We start from the raw sequence: 17,459 nt of genomic DNA, 5'->3' as shown, positions 1-17,459 counted from the left end.
ATCGCCTCCGAGAGGTCGTCGTATCCGGGCATGAACAACGGGACCCGAGGGCTGCAGGTCCGTTCCGCCGATCCTACGCCGACGGGGTCGGCGGGACGCCGATCCCGAATTCCCGCAACACCGCCTCGGTGTGCTGTCCGAGTGCCGGTACCGGACCCATCGCGAGTTCGACGTCGTCGAAGGTCAGCGGCGGAAGCAGCGCCCGTACCGGGCCGACCTCGGTGTCCACCTCGCGCCAGCGGTCGCGCTCACTCAGCTGCGGATGCGCGACGACGCCTTCGAGGTCGCGGATCTCGGCCGCGGGAATGCCCGCGTCGGCGAGGCGACGGTCGAGCTCGTCGGTGGTGAAGCGTTTGGTCTCGGCGCCGATCGCGGCGTCGACCTCGGCTCGCCGGGCGACCCGCTCGATGTTGGTGCGATAGCGGGGGTCGTCGGCCAGATCCGGGCGCTCGAGGGCCACGCGGGTGAGCGTGTCCCAGCCGCGGTCGTTCTGGACGCCGATGAGGATGTCGCCGTCGGCGGTCGGGTACTTGTCGTAGGGCACGATGGCCGCATGGCCGAGCCCGGCACGGGCGATCTGCCGGCCGCCGTACAGGCGCATGTACATCGGGTGGCCCATCCATTCGACCGTGGCGTCGAACATGGCCACCGAGACGCGCGCGCCGACTCCGGTGGTGGCGCGTCGGAACAGCGCCGACAGTACGGAGGTCAGTGCGTACATACCGGCTGCGATGTCGGAGGTCGGGATACCCGTCTTGGACATCTCGTCGGGCGTCCCGGTCACCGAGATCAGCCCGGCCTCGGCCTGCACCAGCATGTCGTAGGCCTTGCGGTCGCGGTACGGTCCGGCGTCGCCGTATCCGGACATGTCGACGACGACGAGCTCGGGATGGTCGGCGCGCAGATCGTCGGCGGCAAGGCCGAGCCGGGCGGCCGCCCCGGGAGCGAGATTCTGGACGAAGACGTCCGCGCCGGCGATCAGGGTTCGGATCGCCTGGCGTCCGTCCTCGCTCTTGAGGTCGAGCGCGACCGACTCCTTGCCGCGGTTGAGCCACACGAAGTGCGAGGCGGCGCCGCCGCGCACCGCCGCGTCGTACTGCCTCGCGAAGTCCCCGTCCCCGACCCGTTCCACCTTGATGACCCGGGCGCCGAGATCCGCGAGGTGTCGGGTGGCCAGCGGTGCGGCGACGGCCTGCTCGAGCGCCACCACGGTGATGCCCTCGAGGGGCAGAAGTCCTTCGTCCGGAGTCACCGGCCAAGGATCGCCGACGGTGCCGCGCCCGGTCAACGAGACCCCTCGCCGGCCTCGGGATCGTTGGTGGCCTCGGTGAGGCGGTGCAGCAGATACGTGAGCGTCCGGATGTCGTCGGGGTCCCATTGGGCCAGCCGTGCACGCCAATCGGTGACCGCCGAGGCGAGCACGGCGTCGACACGTTCGCGACCGTGATCGGTGAGGGTGACCACGCGGGCGCGGGCATCGCGCGGGTCCGGGTGCCGCTCGGCGAGCCCGAGCCGCACGATCGCGTCGATCTGCCGCGTCACCGTCGACTTCTCCATGCCGACGGCGGTGACCAGATCCGACATCGGCATCGAATGGTGCCGGGCCAGCACGGTGATGAGCGGGTAGCACGACGGGTCCAGCCGCGGGTCGATGGCGCGGGCGCGCAACCGGGTGCGCACCCGGCCCCGTCGCCAGAAATCGGTGAGTTCGGCCTCGAGGCCGCTGATCGGATCCGGGCCGGTGGGGTCGTCGGCCGACGCGGTCATCTCCGAACCCATGCCGGTCAGGTTACCCAGCCGGGGTGGGGGAGGCGACGTCGGACGACTCCCGCACGTGGTGCACGATCGACAGGTGACCTCCGCACCGCGCACCAAGCCGAATGCCTGGGAGTACGTGAAGTACGTCTACTGGGCGCGTCTGCCGAAATCGATGCTCGGCTGGGTGACCAACGACCTGGCCGGCCCGGGTGCGTCGGTACGCATGGTGGTCCGCTGGGCGGTGCCATGCATCATCGTGCTGACCCCGATGCTGTTCGTCCCGGCCGACTGGGGCGTCCGGATCACGATGACCATGCCGATCCTGCTGGCCTACCTCTTCTTCTCGATCGCGTTGAACCGGGTCTACCGCCGTCACCGGCTCGTCCAGCACGGACTCGATCCCGACCTGGTGAACAAGCTCGAACGAGAGAAGAACTCGGACCTCTACGACGAGTACCACCGCAAGTACCGCGGTGAACGACGCCGCCCGTCGAACTAGGCCGAGACGGCGCCGACGTTCAGTACAGGTAGTCCTCGCCGCTGGCCCGGACCGTCACGTCGGACAGACTGATGCCCCACGGCTGGTCGATGACATGCACGACCGCCCGGGCGAGATCCTCCGGGGTGATCAGCCAGTACTTCACCGAGTCGACGTCGACGAGCTCGTCGGGCAGCGTGCCCTGCATCAGCTCCGTGATGTGCTCGCGGTACGACGCCGCACGTTGCCCGACGATCCCGCGGATCGCGCGGTCGTTGACGATCCAGCTCGCCAGGTTGGTGCCGGCCACGCCGGTCGGTTTGACCGTCGTCACCTTGATCTTGCCCTTGGCCTCGATGCGTAAGGAGTCCGACAGCATCGTCACGGCGGCCTTGGTCGCGCTGTAGACACCCGAGCCCTCGAAGCCGCCGTTGCCGTAGATCGACGCGATGTTGACCACCTGACCCCGGCCCTGCGCGATCATCTGGTCGTACACCGCCGAGATGCCGTTCACGACGCCCTTGATGTTGATGTCGATGGCCCGGTGCCACTTCTCCCAGGCCCGCTCGTGGTCGGCGAAGAACGCCAGCGGCATCACCCCGGCGTTGTTGACGATCACGTCGATCGCACCGAACCGGTCGACGGCCGCCGCCGCGGCGCCCTTCATCTGGTCCATGTCGGTGACGTCGGCGACGTGTGCGACAGCCGACCCGCCGGTGGCGGTGATGCCGTCGGCGACCGCGGTGAGCCCGTCGGCGTCGATGTCCACACCGACGATGTGAGCGCCCTGTGCCGCGCACATCTCCGCGATCACCTTGCCGAAACCGCCTCCGGCGCCGGTGATGATGATGGTCTTGCCCTGCAGATGATCAGACATGCAACTCCCCGCCCGCGACAAATGGTCGCGTCATCCTAGCGTTCCGTTGCCGCCTGCTCGGCGAACTCCCCGTCCTCTCTTCGCTCTTCGGCACTCGGCCACGATCCCGACCAGGTCCACGCGAGCGCGGCGCGCCGCACTCACGCCCGCGCATCGGCCGTACACCGATGGCGGCCCTACCCACGCCCGCGACGATTCAGTCACATGACTGAAGGGCTTGTCAAGGGTTGCGTCGGCGATGTCCCCGATCACCACTGGTCACCGAAGTGGCCCTTGACACACAGGTCGTCCATGACAAATCCTGTGTCGCGACGGCCACGCCCCGGTCCGTCCCACGCGGCGTCCTCGACCCGCGACCACGGTCTCCACCGTCTCTCGAGCTGCCGAATCACCAAGCACCCGGCGCCATCTCGCGCCGAACGACAGGAGAACCATGACCGGGGTATCACCGACCAGACGTACCTTCCTGCGAGCGGCGGCGATGACCGCGGCGGGTTCGGCGGCCGCGGCCGTCACCGGAGCCGGACCGGCGTCAGGAGATCCATCGCGACGGATCCGGCGGACACGCGAAGAGCATCGGGTGGTGATCGTCGGCTCGGGATTCGGCGGTGGCGTCGCGGCGCTCCGGCTCGCGCAGGCCGGCGTGCCGGTCCTGTTGCTCGAGCGGGGCCGGCGGTGGCCGACGGGTCCGAACTCGGAGACCTTCCCGCGTGCGTCGAGTCCGGACAAGCGGATCCTGTGGCACGAGTCGACCCCGAACCTCTTCGGCAAGCCGCTGAGCGTCGAACCCTATGTGGGACTGTTCGAGTCGGTCGCGGGCGTCAACATGACCGCACTCTGCCCGGCCGGCCTCGGCGGTGGTTCCCTTGTCTACCAGGGCATGACACTGCAACCGAGCGAGTCGGTGTTCAACGAGCACTTCCCGAACGCACTCGACTGGCAACTGATGAACCGTGTGCACTACCCGCGGGTCGCGCGGATGCTGAAGGTCGCGGTGGCGCCCGACTCGGTGGTGCGTTCCCCGCAATACCTGGCACCGCGACAGTTCGCGAAACGAGTTCGGGCCGAGGGCCTTCCGCTGCAGAAGATCCCGATGCCGATCGACTGGGGGTATGCCGCGGCCGAGCTGCGTGGCGAGATGAAGCCCGCCTACACCAACGGCGACGGCGCCATCGGCGTGAACAACGGTGGCAAGCACAGTGTCGACGTCACCTATATCCGCGAGGCCGAGGCGACCGGGCGGGTTCAGGTCCGAACCCTGCACACCGTGCGGCAGGTCGCCCGCCGACCCGACGGCCGATGGTCCCTCGAGGTCGAACGCACCGACGAGTCCGGGAAAGTGTTGGAGCACAACGAACTGATCGCAGGGACACTCATCCTGTCGGCGGGCAGCGTGAACACGACCAAGCTGTTGGTGAAGGCGCGCGCGACCGGAACCGTGCCGGGCCTGCCCGACGGGGTGGGGCACGGATGGGGCACCAACGCCGACCGGATCTACACCTGGACCAGCCCCAGTATCGACTTCGGGACGGTACAGGGCGGACCGGTGGTCTTCGGCAGCCCCAACTGGAGCGATCCGAAGAGCGCGTTCACCGTCATCCAGGCATCGCTGCCGCCACTACCCGTGTACGCCGGCACCACGATGATGGTCGGTTTCGGGGTGAGCTCGGGCCGCGGCGTCATCTCCTACGACTCGGCGATCGGAGATTCGGTGATCCGCTGGCCACACGAGGGCGATTCGGAGATCCAGACCAAGCACATCGACCGGACCGTGCGCCGGATCGCCGGACCCGACGCCGTCCTGACGGACACCAATGCGGTGTTCCCCTCGACCTGGCACGCGCTCGGCGGGGCCAACATGGGTGCGGTGTGCGACCTCGAGGGACGCGTCCACGGCCAGCGCGGGCTCTACGTCATCGACGGCGCACTCATGCCGGGCAACACCGCGGCCTGCAATCCGTCGATGACCATCGCGGCGGTCGCCGAGCGCGCTCTCGACCGGATCGTCGCCCGGGATGTCGGCACGGTCATCTGATCACCGGGAGGCGGCCGGCGCGAGCCACATCCCGGTCAGCGCATCGACGACCAGGTCGCGCTCGTGCTCCCATGGGGCTGTTCGAGTCCCGCCGTCCTCGGCGGCCCGTTCGATGTCGGCGAGCGCGTTGACGATCATGTGGCGCGTCAGGTTGTTGCGCACTTCGAGCACGTCGTCGGGAAAGGTCGGCAGGGTGGCGTAGAACCGGTCGAGGATTGTCATGAGGACCTCCGATCGCGCGGTCTCCTCGTAGAGCAGGGCGGTCGCGGACGGATCGCTCGACACCTGGGCGAAGAACCGGGCGAAGTAGCTCGGCGCACCGATCTGTGCGAGGTACTCGACCTCGGGCCCGACGAGGCAGCGGAGCCAGTCGCGGACCCCGGGGTCGGGTCCGACCTCCGACAGGCATTTCTGGCGAAGCCGCTCGATCGGGACGTTGTGCGACGTCAGGGTGGCGCGGAGGAGATCGTCCTTGGAACCGAAGTGATGGCCGACGGCATAGTTGTTGCCCTGACCGGCCGCCTTGCTGATCTGGCGACTGGACACGGCCGCGACCCCGTTCAGGGCGATCAGTTTCTCGGCCGCCTCGATGAGCAGCGCACGGGTGCGGGCAGACTGCTCCGTCTTCCCTTCGCTCATGGATCGATGATGCCCTACCGTCGCCGATCGAGACGCCGGGATGGTGGCCGTGTCCGACTCGCCGAAACACCGCAAAGCGGTCAGTGCCGTACGGAGGTGCGTCGACGCGACACGCGAACCGACCCCGGCTGCGCGGGAAGTCGCAGCGCGAGTGGTCATCCGGGCCTAAGGTGGATCGACGAATGCCCGGATGATCCACCGTCCGACCGACCGCCGGTCGCAGGACCCGACTGTTGGGAGGGACCAGATGGCGACTGCGCCTCCGGCCACGGCGAACCTGCGAGAACTGACGCTCCGAGGTGCCGTCCTCGGTGGCATCATCACGCTGGTCTTCACGGCCGCCAACGTGTACCTCGGACTCAAGGTGGGCCTCACGTTCGCCACCGCGATCCCGGCCGCCGTCATCTCGATGAGCATTCTGCGGTACTTCGCCAACCACTCGGTGGTCGAGAACAACATCGTCCAGACGATCGCGTCCGCCGCCGGCACGCTGTCGGCGATCATCTTCGTCATACCCGGTCTGGTCATCATCGGATGGTGGACGGGCTTCCCGTACTGGATCACGGTGGCGGTGTGCGCGATCGGCGGAATCCTCGGCGTCATGTACTCGATCCCGCTACGACGCGCGCTGGTCACCGGCTCCGACCTGCCCTACCCGGAAGGCGTTGCGGCAGCAGAGGTACTAAAGGTCGGCGATTCCGCGGGCGGTGCCGCGGAGAACAAGGCCGGCCTGCGCACGATCGTCATCGGTTCGCTCGCGTCGGCCGGTTTCGCCCTGCTCACCAAACTCCAGGTCCTCAGCGATTCGATCTCGACGACGATCAGGATCGGCACGGGCGGAACGTTGTTCAGTGCCGGGTTGTCGATGTCGCTGATCGGCATCGGCCATCTCGTCGGGATCACCGTGGGCATCGCCATGCTCGTCGGGGTGGTGATCTCCTACGTCGTACTGCTGCCCATCGAGACCCAGGGGCGCACGGCGGGGGAGGATTTCGGCGACGCCGTCAGCTCGATCTTCGCCAACGACGTGCGACTCATCGGGGCCGGGGCGATCGCCATCGCGGCCGTCTGGACGCTGATCAAGGTCATCGGTCCGATCGTGCGGGGAATCCGGGCGGCCATGGTCTCCTCGCGATCGCGTCGGGAGGGGGTCACGGTCGACATCACCGAGCGGGACATGCCGATCAACATCGTCGGCGGCAGCATCCTCGTGCTGCTCATCCCGATCGGAATCCTGTTGTGGGACTTCGTGCGCGACACGGTTCTGGAGGGCAGTGCCACCGGGATCATCGTGGTCAGCATCGTCTTCGTGTTCGTCATCGGACTGGCGGTCGCGTCGGTGTGCGGGTACATGGCGGGCCTGATCGGGTCGTCGAACAGCCCCATCTCCGGCGTGGGCATCCTGGTGGTTCTCATCGCCGCACTGCTCGTGAAGCTGACCTTCGGGCCGGCGGACGACTCGCAGACCGACGCGCTCATCGCCTACACGCTGTTCACCGCCGCGGTCGTCTTCGGCGTCGCGACCATCTCCAATGACAACCTGCAGGACCTCAAGACCGGTCAGCTCGTCGGGGCGACACCGTGGAAACAGCAGGTGGCGCTGATCATCGGCGTGCTGTTCGGGTCGGCCGTGATCCCGCCGATCCTGCAGCTGATGTACGAGGCCTTCGGGTTCGTCGGCGCGCCGGGTGCCACCGAGGACGCGCTCGCGGCACCGCAGGCCGGGCTGCTGACGACCCTCGCGCAAGGTGTCCTCGGGGCGGACCTGAACTGGGGACTCGTCGGAATCGGCGCCCTGATCGGCGCGGTGGTGATCGTTATCGACGAACTCCTCGGTCGCGCAGGGCGTTTCCGGCTGCCGCCGCTGGCTGTCGGGATGGGCATGTACCTGCCGATGTCGGTGGTCCTGATCATCCCGATCGGCGCCTTCATCGGTCACTACTACAACCGCTGGGCCGAACGCAGCGGCGGCGCAGTGGAACACAAGAAGAGGATGGGTGTCCTGCTGGCCACCGGCCTGATCGTCGGCGAGGCGCTCTTCGGCGTGGTCTTCGCCGGCATCGTGGCGGCCACGGGCGACGACTCGGCGCTGGCGATCGTCGGCGACGGCTTCGGGACCTGGGCACAGATCCTCGGCGTCATCGTGTTCGCCGCGACCATCGCCCTCCTCTACGACCGTGTCCGCAAGATAGCGACCGCGAGCGGGACGTCGTCGACGACCGCCGGCACTCCGAAGGACTGAGATGGCAGAGGGAATACTGGCACGTGCGATCGACGACTTCACGGCCGGTGCCGAGCATCTGACGCGGTTGGTGGACCTGATCGCCGACGATCGCTGGGACGGACCCGGTCTCGGCGAATGGTCGTTGCGATCGCTCGTCGGACACGCGAGCAGATCGCTGACGACGGTCGTCACCTACCTGGCCGAGCCCGGTGGTGATGTCGAATTGACCTCGACCGCGGCCTATTTCGCATCGATCCGCGGTTACGGAGACCCCGCGTCGGTCCGACAGCGAGGAGTGGACGCCGGGCTGTCCCTGGGGAACGATCCGCGCGCCGGGGTCCGGGAGCGGCGCGCACAGGCCGTCGACGCCCTTGCGGGAACGGGGGACCGGCCCCTGACGACGCCGTTCGGCGGCATCATGCTGTCCGATTACCTGCCCACCCGGACCTTCGAACTCGCGGTGCACGGTCTCGACATCTCGCGGGCGATCGGTTCCGATCTCCCGCTGCCGGCCGAGGTGCTGGCGTCAGCGCTGTCGACGGCGGCCGCCACCGCACTGCTCACCGGTCAGGGCGAGCAGGCGTTGCTCACCCTGACCGGCAGGGAATCTGCACCGTTGTCCGTCGTCTGACGTCCCCGACGGGGCGGTCAGCTCGCGACATTCGTGCGCGCGAACTCGGCGACGATCGCGGCGTTGAAGGCGGCGAGGTCGTCGGGCTTGCGGCTGGTGATCAGCACGTTGTCCCCGTCGCGGCATGTCACGACCTCCTCGTCGACCCAGGTGCCGCCGGCGTTGATGACGTCGGTGCGCACACTCGGGAACGACGTGAGGGTGCGGCCGCGGACAACGTCGGCCTCGATCAGGGTCCAGGGCGCGTGGCAGATGGCCGCGACCGGCTTGCCGGCATCGAAGAAGCTGCGCACGAAGCGGACGGCGGGCTCCGAGGTTCGCAGGAAATCCGGGTTCGCGACACCGCCCGGCAGGACCAGCGCGTCGAAGTCCATCACGCGGGCGTCCTCGAGAGGGGTGTCGACGGGGAAGGTGTCGGCCTTGTCGAGGTGGTTGAACGCCTGCACCGTGCCGGAGTCGGTGGACACCAGGACGGGCTTGCCGCCGCACGCCTCGACCGACTTCCACGGTTCGGTGAGTTCGACCTGCTCGGCGCCCTCCTGGGCGACGAGGAAAGCGATGGTGGTGCCGTTCAGTTCTTCGGCCATGGCCGTGTACCTCCTTGTACGCGCCGACTACGGCATCGGCGCCTCGTCGGATCCGGTACCCGCGGGCGTCGTGCACCAAACGGTCACACCCCGCCCGGGCATGACCCGGGCGGGGTGTGTTGAATGTCCCCGGACGACGACTGGGAGGTAGTGGTGGGTGGTTTCGACGGCGTCGCGACGCTGGTCCATCTGGCACGTGGTGGACAGATCGGCGAGTCCCACGAGACGCCGCACACGGTGGTCGCCGACGGACCGCACCGCACGCTGCGGCGGTACGGCACCGACGACGAGGTGATCGCAGCCGTCGGCACGGGACGGCGACCGGTGCTGCTGATCCCGCCGCTCGCGGTGTCCACATCGTGCTACGACCTCGCCGACGGGCTGTCGGTGGTGCAGTTCCTCCTGTCGACCGGCCGGGTTCCGTACGTACTCGACTTCGGCGACATGACCCGCGCCGACCGACACCTCGGGTTCGCCGACTTCTTCGACGACATCGTCCCCGGGGCCGTCGCCGCGACCGTCGCAGACTTCTACGGCAACGCCGATGACCCGGCCGCCGGAACGTCGCGGGATTCCGCGGAGATCGACCTCCTCGCGTGGAGTATCGGCGGGACCATCAGCCTGTTGACCGCTGCCGCGAACCCGGACCTGCCGGTGGCGTCGGTCGTCGCGGTCGGCACGCCTCTCGATTACTCCAAAGTCCCGCCGTATCCGCTGGTCAAGACGCTGATGAAACCGGTCGGCACCGCGCCGGTGACACTGGCGCTGCGAGCGCTCGGCGGGATCCCCGCGCCGCTGGTCCGCCTCGCCTATCGAGGCACGGCCTGGCAGCGCGAACTCAAGAAGCCGGGCTACATCCTGCGCAACGCCGACGACACCGACGCGCTGACCCGGATGAAGGCCATCGACCGTTTCCAGGAGACGATGCCCGGCTATCCGGGCAAGGTGTCCGAGCAGATGTGGGAGAACTTCATCATGCGCGGCGAACTCGCCGACGGGGTGCTCGACTTCGGCGGACGGGTCGTCGACCTCGCCGAGGTCGCGGTACCGGTCGCGCTGTTCGGCAGTCACCGCGACGCGATCGTCAGCTGGGCCGCCGCCCACCATGGGGTGGGGCTGCTTTCCGGGGCGCCGCGCGTCGAGTTCACCACGGTGGAGACCAGCCATCTGGGTTTGATCGCCGGGTCCGCTGCGGTCGAGCAGACGTGGCCACGCATCGACGAGTTCCTGACGTCGGTGCACGCAGTTCGTAGATGAAAAAACCTTCATCTTCGACTCATGGACGGCTCACCGGCGTCCGTCAGAGTCGTTGACATGAACTTCTCACGAGTACTCGCCACCATCGCCCTCGGTGCGCTCGCGGTTGCCGTCGTGACCGCCAGCTTCTTCCTCATCCGTTCACCCGAGCCCAGCCTGGCCTCCGACGCCGTCTCCGTGGACGTGTCCCAGACGCCGGAGGCCAAGACTGCTCCCGCGCAGTCGCCGCAGGTGCAGACCCCGGCCGCGGCCCCGGTTCCCCAGGTCCCGGCCGGCGCACCGGTGCAGCGGGCCGTCCCACCGAACCTGGGTTCGGACGACGACGACTGGTGCGACGTCAACGCGGCCCATCGCGACGACGACTGTGATGACGACTGGGACGACAACGGCCGGGACGACAACGACGACTGGGACGACCAGGACGACGACTGGGACGATGACATCGATGACGGCCAGGACGACTGACGACGCGACAGCGAAATTAGCCGAGAGTGCGGGTGTGCGTCAGCGCCCCGCGCTCTCGGCGCGCTGGCGTATCACGGCCTGGATCATGCTCACCACGTTCCTGCTGCTGGTGGTGGTGTTCGTGGTGACGCGCAACCTGTTGCTCCGTGACGTCGACACCCGGGTGAACAACTACGTCGCGCAGGAGGCGAGCGAGTTCCGGACGTTCGCGTCCGAGGGGGTCGATCCGACGACGACGGAACCGTTCACCTCGGTGTCGCGACTGCTCGAGGTGTTCCTGTCGCGGCAGTCGGCCGGTGAGGGCGAGGTCATGGCCGGCGTCGTCGGCGACACCGAGATCCTCGAACTGCCGGGCAACGCCTGGCCGGCCCCGGGCGAGGGGCGTCGCGTCCTCGACGAACTGCGGGCGCAGAGCGGGGCGGCCGGGGTCTTGTTGACTGCGCATGGTGAGATCCGCTGGGGCAAGGTGGATCTGACGCCCGTCGGTGGCTCGGCCGACCCGGCGTCGGGCGCGTCGCAGCCGGGGACCTTCATCGTCGGCATCTACACCGACCCGGGCCGGGAACTGGTCGACCGCACGATGCGGGTGCTGGCGATCGTCGGGCTGGCCGGGATGATCGTCACCACCGGCGTGGCGTATCTGGTCGCGGGCCGGATCCTGGCGCCGGTCCGCAGTGTGCGGATGGTCGCCGCGGAGATCAGCGAGAACGATCTCACCGCACGGGTCCCGGTCATCGGCCGCGACGACGTGGCCGCGCTGGCCCAGACCTTCAACGCGATGCTGGACCGTATCGAGGATGCCTACACGACGCAGCGGCAGTTCGTCGACGACGCCGGACATGAACTGCGGACCCCGATCACGGTCGTGCGCGGCCATCTCGAGTTGTTGCCCGACGATCCGGAGGAGAGGCGCAAGACCCTCGATCTCGTGGACAGCGAGCTGGGGCGGATGGGCCGCATCGTCGGCGATCTGCTCATGCTGGCGAAGTCGGAGCAACCCGACTTCGTGGTGGCCAGGCCGACCGACGCGGCTCAGCTGATGCTCGACATCGAGTCCAAGGTGCAACCGCTCGGTGACCGGCAGTGGTTGCTCATGGAGGTCGCCGAGGGCCCGTGCGAGGTGGATCACGACCGGATCACCCAGGCGATGCTGCAGTACGCCTCCAACGCGGTTCGGCACACCCGTGCCGGTTCGGTCATCCAGCTGGGCTCACGCTTCGCCGGCGTCGGAGCGCAGCGACACCTGTCGATCTGGATCACCGACGACGGTCCGGGGGTCGAGCAGGAGGACGCGGCGCGGATCTTCGAGCGGTTCCAGCGCGGGCAGTCGGCGTCGGCGCCTCAGCACGCGGCCGGCGCCGGGCTGGGACTGGCGATCGTGCGGGCCATCGCCGACGCCCATCACGGAATCGCCTGGGTACGTAGCATTCCCGGGCACGGCGCCACGTTCGGCATCGACGTCCCGGTTCCCGACACGACCCCCTACGCCGATGCAGCGCCGTCGGTGCCAGCAGAAGGAGAGCGGCGATGAGCCGGGTTCTGATCGCCGAGGACGACGCGCGGATCGCCTCGTTCATCGGCAACGGACTGCGTGCGGCCGGTTACAGCACCGAGCACGTGTCCGACGGCTTGTCCGCGCTCGAGGCTGTGCGCAGCGGTGGTTTCGACATGGTCGTCCTCGACATCGGTCTCCCGGCGATGGATGGCTTCGATGTCCTGTATTCCATGCGCGGCGAGGGGATCACGACGCCGGTCGTGGTACTCACCGCCCGGGACAGCGTGAGCGACACGGTCAACGGCCTCGAGGGCGGTGCCAACGACTACATGACCAAGCCCTTCCAATTCGCCGAACTGCTCGCCCGCATCCGGCTACGACTCGTCGACGACTCGGCCGTCGCGTCGGAGAACCTGTTGTCCGCCGGGGATCTTCGGTTGGATCTGAAGTCCAGGCGCGCCCGGGTGGGTGCGGAGACGTTCGACCTCACCGCGCGTGAGTTCGCACTACTGGAGGTGTTCCTGCGTCACCCCGATCAGGTGCTCTCGCGCGAACAGATCCTCGGCCATGTCTGGGGTTACGACTTCGACCCGGCCTCGAATGTGGTCGACGTCTACGTGCGCGCCCTGCGGAACAAGATCGGTTCTCACCGGTTGGAGACGGTGCGCGGCATGGGGTATCGGCTGCGCGCGTCGAACTAGCCGCTTCTCACCCTGGTGCGACACTGAGCCAGTCGGCGAACCCGGAGGGGTCGTGCCGGCCGAGTGCCCCGTGCTCGAAGAGTCCCCAGCCGGTGCGGGTGGTGCCGTCGGACTCCTGGCATTCGGCGCGTCCGACGTGGTCGATCACGCCGAACGGCATGCGACCGACGATCTCGGCACTGGTCATGTCGTAGGTGCGGCGTTCGGTGAAGTCCGTTCCGCGCCAGACGCCGTGGGTCCAGTCGGGGTCACCGCCGTAACCGCCGCCCACATGAATGGGAACGGGCAGCAGGGACTCCACCTGCAGCGTCACCGAGGAACCCCCTGCCCCGGTCGTGGAAATCGTTGCACCGGTGGGTACCCGGGTGCCCGCGGCGTAATGGATCGAGACGTTCGGCCAGCCCAGCTGTTCGACGCGGCCGTCTTTCCACACGCGCGAGCAGTCGTTGAGTGTGCGGTAACCGTCGGGGTCCTCCTGGATGATGAGGACGAGCTGGAAGTCGTCGAAGGCGATGGGGACGTACAGCCACCACATGCCCTCGAACGGTGGATCCGCCGGCCGCCCCGCCGGCTCGGGCTCGCCGACCGGCCGGATTCCCCACGAACGGTCGCGGGTGCCGATCCAGGTCGACGGGTCGACGACGATGTGCTCGCCATCGACGGTGATCGAACCACGCCAGCTGCCGACCTGCGCGAACCGCTGCGCGTCGAGGGTGACCTTCGCGCCTTGCCTCATCACGTGCGGCTGCTCGAGCAGTGCGTCGAACAGGCCCTCCCAGTGGAGATCCAGGGCGATGCCCTCGGTCTCCTCCAGCGTCAGGTGCAGCGCGCGCAGCGGGTTCTCGATGCTCAGCCGATAGTTGCCGACGCGCTGCTCGAGCCGGTTGTCGTCGATCGCGTCGCTGAGGTGCACCGCGGTCTGGGTGTCGGTGCCGTCCGGGTTGCGCCGCCGGATCAGCACGAACGCGTCCTTCACACCCAGGTTGGGGTAGTAACCGATGCCGGTGATGAGGAAGATGGTGCCGCTGCGGTCGTGGGCGTTGAGGTACGCGCGGTCGTAGAAGTTGCGATCGCTGTTGCCCGGCCAGGCGATCGGCTGTGGCAGTTGGTGAATGGGATACTCGTCCATCGGCCCCAGGCCGCGTCGGCTCATGTGGTCAGTCCTCCTCGAGGAGTCGTTCGAGCAGTGGTCGGTGGTAGAACAGGGTGCCGTCGACGTCATCGGGACGTTCGAGTTCGCCGAAGTGCACGCGGCGGGCGCCGGTCCGCATGAAGACACAGCACCACTGGACCGCGGCATGGACGTAGAACCAGCGCAGGTCGCCCAACTCGACTCCGGTGAGCTCGCGGTAGGTGTCGCGGACGTCGTTCTCGCGGAGCAGGTCCGGCAGTCCGGGAAGGCCGGCCATCGTCGCGAGCTCTTGGAAGACCCGGTGTGCGAAGATCACCCAGGCGATGTCCAGTTCGCGGGGACCGGTGCGCGCCATCTCCCAGTCGAGCACCGCCGTCGGGGTGAAGTCGACGAACATCATGTTCCCGATGCGCGAATCTCCCCAGGACAGCACCGGTTCGGCGTTCGCGGCATCGTCGGGGAAGTTGTCGGCGAGCCAGGCGAGCGCCCGCTCGACGAGAGGCGAGCGGCCGATCCCCTCGACCGAGAAGTCGTACCAGTCCCGCAACCAGGCGAGCAGACGAGCGAGGGGAGTGTCACCGGCGGGTAGGTCGTCGGAGAGGAAGTCGAACTGCCGGGCCGCGTCGGGGATCGAGTGCAGGGCGGCGATCACGCCGACCGCGGACTCCTGGGCCCGCCGGCGATCGTACTCGGCGGCGTCCCCGAACCAGTTGTCGCCGAACGTGTACGGCATGACATCGGGTGGGACTTCGCCCTCGCACCGGTCCATGAGGAAGAACGGGGCTCCCAGCAGCGAGCCGGTCGGTTCGAGGTGGTGCACGGCCGGGACCGGGACGTCGCTGAGCCGGGCGATCAAGCGCATCGTCTCGTACTGGTAATCCATTCGGTAGGAACGGAACACGGGGACGTCGGTGGTCGACGGCGCCATCCGCATCACCCAGTGCCGGGTGGGCTCGCCGGGCCACGACACGGAGACGGGGATGGTCTCCGACGACATGCCGTTGCTGTCGCCGCCCGCCGCGACCGTGACGGCGGGGGTGTCGTCGGGAGTGTCGTCCTGCTCGGTGAGCCAACGCGCGAGCGTGTCCGGGACAGAGGTGTTGTCCCGGCTCGAACGCTGCAGATGGTCGACCTGCTCGACGGCGGGCTCGGTGGCCATGGCACCCCCTGTGTTCGGCAGCGAGAGATTCGCTACGGTGAGTAGCGTTATGACAGCAGAACGGTCGGGCGGCCCGCAGCGACTTGGCGAAAATTTTCGAAGGGAAGTCGGCGAGTGATGAGTGCTGGGACGGGGGAGTCGGTCTCGGGCCGACCGCGCGACCTGCGGATCGACTCCGCGGTGCTCGACGCCGCCGCCGAACTGCTCGTCGATGTCGGATACCGCAAGCTCACCATGGCCGCGATCGCCGAACGCGCGGGCACCACGAAGACCGCGCTCTACCGTCGCTGGACGGGAAAGGCAGAGCTGGTGCATGACGTCGCGTTCTCCCGGATGATGCGGCTGCCACCGTCCAGCGGTGAGGTCGCCGCCGACATCCGCATCATGGTCGCGGCGGCGCGTGACCTGTTCGCCAGTCCCGTGACCCGCGCGGCGTTGCCCGGTCTCATCTCGGACATGGCTGCCGAACCCGAGCTGGCGGCGCGTGTGCACGCCGGGTTCGCGGAGGTGTTCGGCGCGTTGCGTGATCGGTTGGTGGTCGCCGTCGATCGCGGCGAGGTGCATCCCGATGTCGATCCGGATCGGCTAATCGAGGTCGTCGGCGGGGCGGCGATGCTGCATGCGCTGTTGCTCGACAATCGCGACTTCGAGGCCGCGTGGGCCGATCAGCTGAGCGCGATCGTCGTGCACGGAGTTCTCCGGTGACTCGCCCGCACCCACCTACACTCGTGGGATGACCGCCCCGAGCAACACCGACGATGTCGTCGAGCAGATCCTGTCCACCTACGACGCGATCACCGTGGTCGGTGCCAGCGCCAATCCGTCGAAGGCCGCCAACGAGGTACCGGCGTACATGAAGAACCGTGGCTGGCGGATCATTCCGGTGAACCCCGCGGCCGACGAGATCGTCGGGGAGAAGGTGTACCGCACCCTGGCCGACATCCCGGAACAGGTCGGCCTCGTCGACGTGTTCCGCCCGGGACCCGAGTGCGCCGACGTCGCCCGGGCGGCCGTCGCCGCCGGCGCGACCGCGCTCTGGCTGCAGCTCGGGATCATCTCGGCGGAGGCGCGGGCGATCGCCGAGGATGCGGGTCTGCTGTACGTCGAGGACCGCTGCCTGATCATCGAGCAGCGCCGCACCGGTATCGTCCCCGGCTGACGCCGACGGTGACCCGGTGAACTTCCTCGACGAGCTCACGCATCAGCGACTGCCGCTGTTCCTGCTGTTCGCGTCGTTCGTCATCACGTTCATCGTCACGCGGGTGATCACCCGACTCATCCGGGCGGGCAAGGGCCCCTTCCGCAACAACGTCTCAGACGGCGTGCACGTGCACCACATGGTGCCCGGTCTGATCCTGACGATCGTCGGCGCCTTCCTCTCGGTGGGTGTCAACGGGGCGTCGCCCGGTGCGCAGATCAGTGCGGTGTTGATCGGTGTCGGCGCCTCACTGGTGCTCGACGAGTTCGCACTGATCCTGCGCCTTCAGGACGTGTATTGGTCACCGGAGGGCCAGCTCTCGGTTCAGGTGGTGGCGCTGACGGTGGCCGCGCTGGGCATGGCGGTCCTCGGGTTCAACCCGCTCGACGACGCGGACGTGGAGATCGGTCCCGTCGCGCTGGTGGCCACCGTGCCGATCAATGTCGCCTGCGCGATCCTGTGCGTGCTCAAGGGCAAGTTCTCCACCGCCATCGTCGGCGTCTTCATCCCGGTGTTCGCCTGGGCCGGTGCCATCCGGCTGGCCCGACCGCACTCGGCGTGGGCGCGCCGGCGGTACGCACCGGCGAAGACGGAGAAAGCGCGGGCCCGCGCGAAGAGATTCGACGACCGTTGGGGCCGTTGGGGTCTGAGCATCGGCGACCTCATCGCGGGCAAGCCCACCGACCCCACGAGTCTGGTGGCCGGTGCGCCGGGAGACAAGACGACGGCCGCGGCTCCGGGTACGCCGCCGCCTGCTCCCTGATCGAAAGAAGCGACCCATTGCTCCCTGAGGTGTGAGGAGCGATAGCGACGAGCCACGAAG

The 17,459-nt window shown here is 68.2% G+C and carries 18 protein-coding genes; 11 read left to right on the top strand and 7 right to left on the bottom strand.

Translation table 11 applies throughout. The features are described 5' to 3' along the window. Positions 1–73: 73 nt before the first annotated feature. Positions 74–1,252 carry a CaiB/BaiF CoA-transferase family protein gene (locus tag QAD21_RS22680; protein ID WP_065629514.1) on the bottom strand — a complete coding sequence of 393 codons (1,179 nt, stop codon included), beginning with the start codon at positions 1,250–1,252 and terminating at the stop codon, positions 74–76. Positions 1,253–1,284: 32 nt separating this feature from the next. Then, the gene (locus QAD21_RS22675; RefSeq protein ID WP_065629451.1) at positions 1,285–1,779 is read right to left on the bottom strand and encodes a MarR family winged helix-turn-helix transcriptional regulator; all 495 of its coding nucleotides are present in this window, start codon (positions 1,777–1,779) and stop codon (positions 1,285–1,287) included. Positions 1,780–1,834: 55 nt separating this feature from the next. Here QAD21_RS22675 and QAD21_RS22670 point away from each other — a divergent pair, with 55 nt between their 5' ends. After that, entirely contained in the window at positions 1,835–2,257 is a 423-nt protein-coding gene (locus QAD21_RS22670) for a DUF5313 domain-containing protein (protein WP_065629513.1), read from the top strand. 19 nt (positions 2,258–2,276) lie between these two features. Here QAD21_RS22670 and QAD21_RS22665 read toward each other — a convergent pair whose 3' ends face one another. Further along, a complete protein-coding gene (locus QAD21_RS22665; protein WP_065629450.1) occupies positions 2,277–3,113 on the bottom strand; it encodes an SDR family oxidoreductase in 837 nt (278 codons plus the stop codon). A gap of 433 nt (positions 3,114–3,546) precedes the next feature. On the opposite strand from QAD21_RS22665, the gene QAD21_RS22660 reads away from it, so the two are divergent. Next, entirely contained in the window at positions 3,547–5,148 is a 1,602-nt protein-coding gene (locus QAD21_RS22660; protein WP_065629449.1) for a GMC oxidoreductase, read from the top strand. On the opposite strand, the gene QAD21_RS22655 is transcribed toward QAD21_RS22660, so the two are convergent. After that, entirely contained in the window at positions 5,149–5,787 is a 639-nt protein-coding gene (locus QAD21_RS22655; protein ID WP_058252797.1) for a TetR/AcrR family transcriptional regulator, read from the bottom strand. A 247-nt stretch (positions 5,788–6,034) separates the two neighbouring features. Between QAD21_RS22655 and QAD21_RS22650 the strand changes: the two genes are divergently transcribed. Together QAD21_RS22650 and QAD21_RS22645 are read left to right on the top strand one after the other, a co-directional pair. Continuing rightward, positions 6,035–8,029 (top strand): oligopeptide transporter, OPT family, encoded by a 1,995-nt coding sequence (locus QAD21_RS22650; protein WP_065629512.1) that lies wholly within the window; start codon positions 6,035–6,037, stop codon positions 8,027–8,029. Position 8,030: 1 nt separating this feature from the next. Further along, complete coding sequence (locus QAD21_RS22645; RefSeq protein ID WP_065629448.1) at positions 8,031–8,642, top strand: maleylpyruvate isomerase family mycothiol-dependent enzyme; 612 nt, start codon at positions 8,031–8,033, stop codon at positions 8,640–8,642. Between the two features lie 17 nt (positions 8,643–8,659). Here QAD21_RS22645 and QAD21_RS22640 read toward each other — a convergent pair whose 3' ends face one another. After that, positions 8,660–9,229 carry a type 1 glutamine amidotransferase domain-containing protein gene (locus QAD21_RS22640; protein WP_058252794.1) on the bottom strand — a complete coding sequence of 190 codons (570 nt, stop codon included), beginning with the start codon at positions 9,227–9,229 and terminating at the stop codon, positions 8,660–8,662. Between the two features lie 153 nt (positions 9,230–9,382). Between QAD21_RS22640 and QAD21_RS22635 the strand changes: the two genes are divergently transcribed. The 4 genes from QAD21_RS22635 to QAD21_RS22620 are packed head-to-tail and all read left to right on the top strand — an operon-like array spanning position 9,383 to position 13,147. Continuing rightward, the gene (locus QAD21_RS22635) at positions 9,383–10,486 is read left to right on the top strand and encodes an alpha/beta hydrolase (protein WP_083207253.1); all 1,104 of its coding nucleotides are present in this window, start codon (positions 9,383–9,385) and stop codon (positions 10,484–10,486) included. Between the two features lie 57 nt (positions 10,487–10,543). Next, the gene (locus tag QAD21_RS22630) at positions 10,544–10,951 is read left to right on the top strand and encodes a hypothetical protein (RefSeq protein ID WP_254661168.1); all 408 of its coding nucleotides are present in this window, start codon (positions 10,544–10,546) and stop codon (positions 10,949–10,951) included. A 34-nt stretch (positions 10,952–10,985) separates the two neighbouring features. Then, complete coding sequence (locus tag QAD21_RS22625; RefSeq protein WP_254661167.1) at positions 10,986–12,482, top strand: ATP-binding protein; 1,497 nt, start codon at positions 10,986–10,988, stop codon at positions 12,480–12,482. After that, entirely contained in the window at positions 12,479–13,147 is a 669-nt protein-coding gene (locus QAD21_RS22620) for a response regulator transcription factor (protein WP_065629444.1), read from the top strand. The genes QAD21_RS22625 and QAD21_RS22620 overlap by 4 nt, the downstream gene beginning before the upstream one ends. Positions 13,148–13,154: 7 nt before the next feature. Here the strand turns inward: QAD21_RS22620 and QAD21_RS22615 are convergent, their stop codons facing one another. Continuing rightward, positions 13,155–14,300, bottom strand: coding sequence for a hypothetical protein (locus QAD21_RS22615; protein ID WP_065629443.1), 1,146 nt, complete (start codon positions 14,298–14,300; stop codon positions 13,155–13,157). Positions 14,301–14,304: 4 nt separating this feature from the next. After that, a complete protein-coding gene (locus tag QAD21_RS22610; RefSeq protein WP_065629442.1) occupies positions 14,305–15,438 on the bottom strand; it encodes a phosphotransferase family protein in 1,134 nt (377 codons plus the stop codon). A gap of 117 nt (positions 15,439–15,555) precedes the next feature. Between QAD21_RS22610 and QAD21_RS22605 the strand changes: the two genes are divergently transcribed. Genes QAD21_RS22605 through QAD21_RS22595 form a run of 3 tightly spaced genes read left to right on the top strand, consistent with a single transcriptional unit; the run spans position 15,556 to position 17,399 of the window. Then, positions 15,556–16,143 carry a TetR/AcrR family transcriptional regulator gene (locus QAD21_RS22605; RefSeq protein WP_068971665.1) on the top strand — a complete coding sequence of 196 codons (588 nt, stop codon included), beginning with the start codon at positions 15,556–15,558 and terminating at the stop codon, positions 16,141–16,143. Between the two features lie 28 nt (positions 16,144–16,171). Next, a complete protein-coding gene (locus QAD21_RS22600) occupies positions 16,172–16,597 on the top strand; it encodes a CoA-binding protein (protein ID WP_058252786.1) in 426 nt (141 codons plus the stop codon). A 16-nt stretch (positions 16,598–16,613) separates the two neighbouring features. Continuing rightward, positions 16,614–17,399 (top strand): hypothetical protein, encoded by a 786-nt coding sequence (locus QAD21_RS22595; protein WP_068971664.1) that lies wholly within the window; start codon positions 16,614–16,616, stop codon positions 17,397–17,399. Positions 17,400–17,459 lie beyond the last annotated feature (60 nt).

The organism is Gordonia sp. SMJS1 (assembly GCF_029866425.1).
Classification (GTDB): domain Bacteria; phylum Actinomycetota; class Actinomycetes; order Mycobacteriales; family Mycobacteriaceae; genus Gordonia; species Gordonia hongkongensis.
This window is presented reverse-complemented; position numbering and strand designations above follow the sequence as displayed.

Excerpts from the sequence above, each read along its gene's own strand:
- QAD21_RS22645 (WP_065629448.1), top strand. The coding sequence starts at position 8,031 with ATGGCAGAGGGAATACTGGCACGTGCGATCGACGACTTCACGGCCGGT.
- QAD21_RS22650 (WP_065629512.1), top strand. The coding sequence starts at position 6,035 with ATGGCGACTGCGCCTCCGGCCACGGCGAACCTGCGAGAACTGACGCTC.
- QAD21_RS22660 (WP_065629449.1), top strand. The coding sequence starts at position 3,547 with ATGACCGGGGTATCACCGACCAGACGTACCTTCCTGCGAGCGGCGGCG.
- QAD21_RS22605 (WP_068971665.1), top strand. The coding sequence starts at position 15,556 with ATGAGTGCTGGGACGGGGGAGTCGGTCTCGGGCCGACCGCGCGACCTG.
- QAD21_RS22640 (WP_058252794.1), bottom strand. The coding sequence starts at position 9,229 with ATGGCCGAAGAACTGAACGGCACCACCATCGCTTTCCTCGTCGCCCAG.
- QAD21_RS22675 (WP_065629451.1), bottom strand. The coding sequence starts at position 1,779 with ATGGGTTCGGAGATGACCGCGTCGGCCGACGACCCCACCGGCCCGGAT.
- QAD21_RS22610 (WP_065629442.1), bottom strand. The coding sequence starts at position 15,438 with ATGGCCACCGAGCCCGCCGTCGAGCAGGTCGACCATCTGCAGCGTTCG.
- QAD21_RS22655 (WP_058252797.1), bottom strand. The coding sequence starts at position 5,787 with ATGAGCGAAGGGAAGACGGAGCAGTCTGCCCGCACCCGTGCGCTGCTC.
- QAD21_RS22615 (WP_065629443.1), bottom strand. The coding sequence starts at position 14,300 with ATGAGCCGACGCGGCCTGGGGCCGATGGACGAGTATCCCATTCACCAA.
- QAD21_RS22630 (WP_254661168.1), top strand. The coding sequence starts at position 10,544 with ATGAACTTCTCACGAGTACTCGCCACCATCGCCCTCGGTGCGCTCGCG.
- QAD21_RS22600 (WP_058252786.1), top strand. The coding sequence starts at position 16,172 with ATGACCGCCCCGAGCAACACCGACGATGTCGTCGAGCAGATCCTGTCC.
- QAD21_RS22620 (WP_065629444.1), top strand. The coding sequence starts at position 12,479 with ATGAGCCGGGTTCTGATCGCCGAGGACGACGCGCGGATCGCCTCGTTC.
- QAD21_RS22665 (WP_065629450.1), bottom strand. The coding sequence starts at position 3,113 with ATGTCTGATCATCTGCAGGGCAAGACCATCATCATCACCGGCGCCGGA.